General features: G+C 70.6%; 1 protein-coding gene and 1 pseudogene. Both read left to right on the plus strand.

Annotated elements, in window-relative coordinates; genetic code table 11:
• Position 1 precedes the first annotated feature (1 nt).
• Positions 2 to 403: a Holliday junction resolvase RuvX gene (gene ruvX, locus DBR34_RS07935; protein ID WP_258223745.1), complete on the plus strand. Its 402-nt coding sequence runs from the start codon at positions 2 to 4 to the stop codon at positions 401 to 403.
• Between the two features lie 17 nt (positions 404 to 420).
• Positions 421 to 819, plus strand: a pseudogene (pyrB, locus tag DBR34_RS22370) (aspartate carbamoyltransferase catalytic subunit); the annotation flags it as partial.

Below are 819 nucleotides of genomic sequence, written 5' to 3' on the forward strand. Positions count from 1 at the left end.
CATCGGCGTGGCCATCGGCAGTTCGTTCGGCACCCACGCCCGCGCGATCGCGGTGGTGGATGTGCACGGCAACGGCCCGGACTGGGCCGCGGTGGAGCGCCTGATCAAAGAATGGCGGCCCGACGGCCTGGTGGTGGGCGACCCGCTCACCCTGGACGGCCAGGACCAGCCCAACCGCAAGCGTGCGCAGGGCTTTGCCCGCCAGCTGCGGGAGCGTTTCAAGCTGCCGGTGGTGCTGGTCGACGAGCGCTCCAGCTCGGTCGAAGCGGCCCGCCGGTTTGCCGTCGAACGTGCCGAAGGCCGCAAGCGTCGCCGCGATGCCGCCACCCTCGATGCCGTGGCCGCCGCGGTCATCATCGAGCGCTGGTTGTCCTGCCCGGACGATGCCACCCCCGTTTCCTGACTCACAGACCCCCGCCCATGACCGCTTCGCAACTTGATTCCGATGGACGCCTGCGCCACCTGCTGACCCTGGAAGGTCTGCCCCGTCAAACCCTGTTGCAGCTGCTCGACCGTGCCGGCCAGATCCGCGATGCGGCGGTGGGCCGGGTGGGCAACAAGCGCCACGTGCTGGGCGGCTCGGCGGTGTGCACGCTGTTCTTCGAACCGTCCACGCGCACCCGCAGTTCGTTCCAGCTGGCCGCGCAGCGGCTGGGCGCGGACGTGCTGAATTTCGACGCCTCGACCTCGTCCACGCGCAAGGGCGAAACCGCCTGCGACACGCTGAAGAACCTGGAAGCGATGGGCGTGCGCGGCTTCGTGGTGCGCCACCCTGATGATGGCGCCGTGGCCGCACTGGCGGCGGCCGCCGGCGAGGGC

It is taken from the genome of Stenotrophomonas sp. HMWF003 (genome assembly GCF_003061285.1).
GTDB classification, from domain to species: domain Bacteria; phylum Pseudomonadota; class Gammaproteobacteria; order Xanthomonadales; family Xanthomonadaceae; genus Stenotrophomonas; species Stenotrophomonas maltophilia_AP.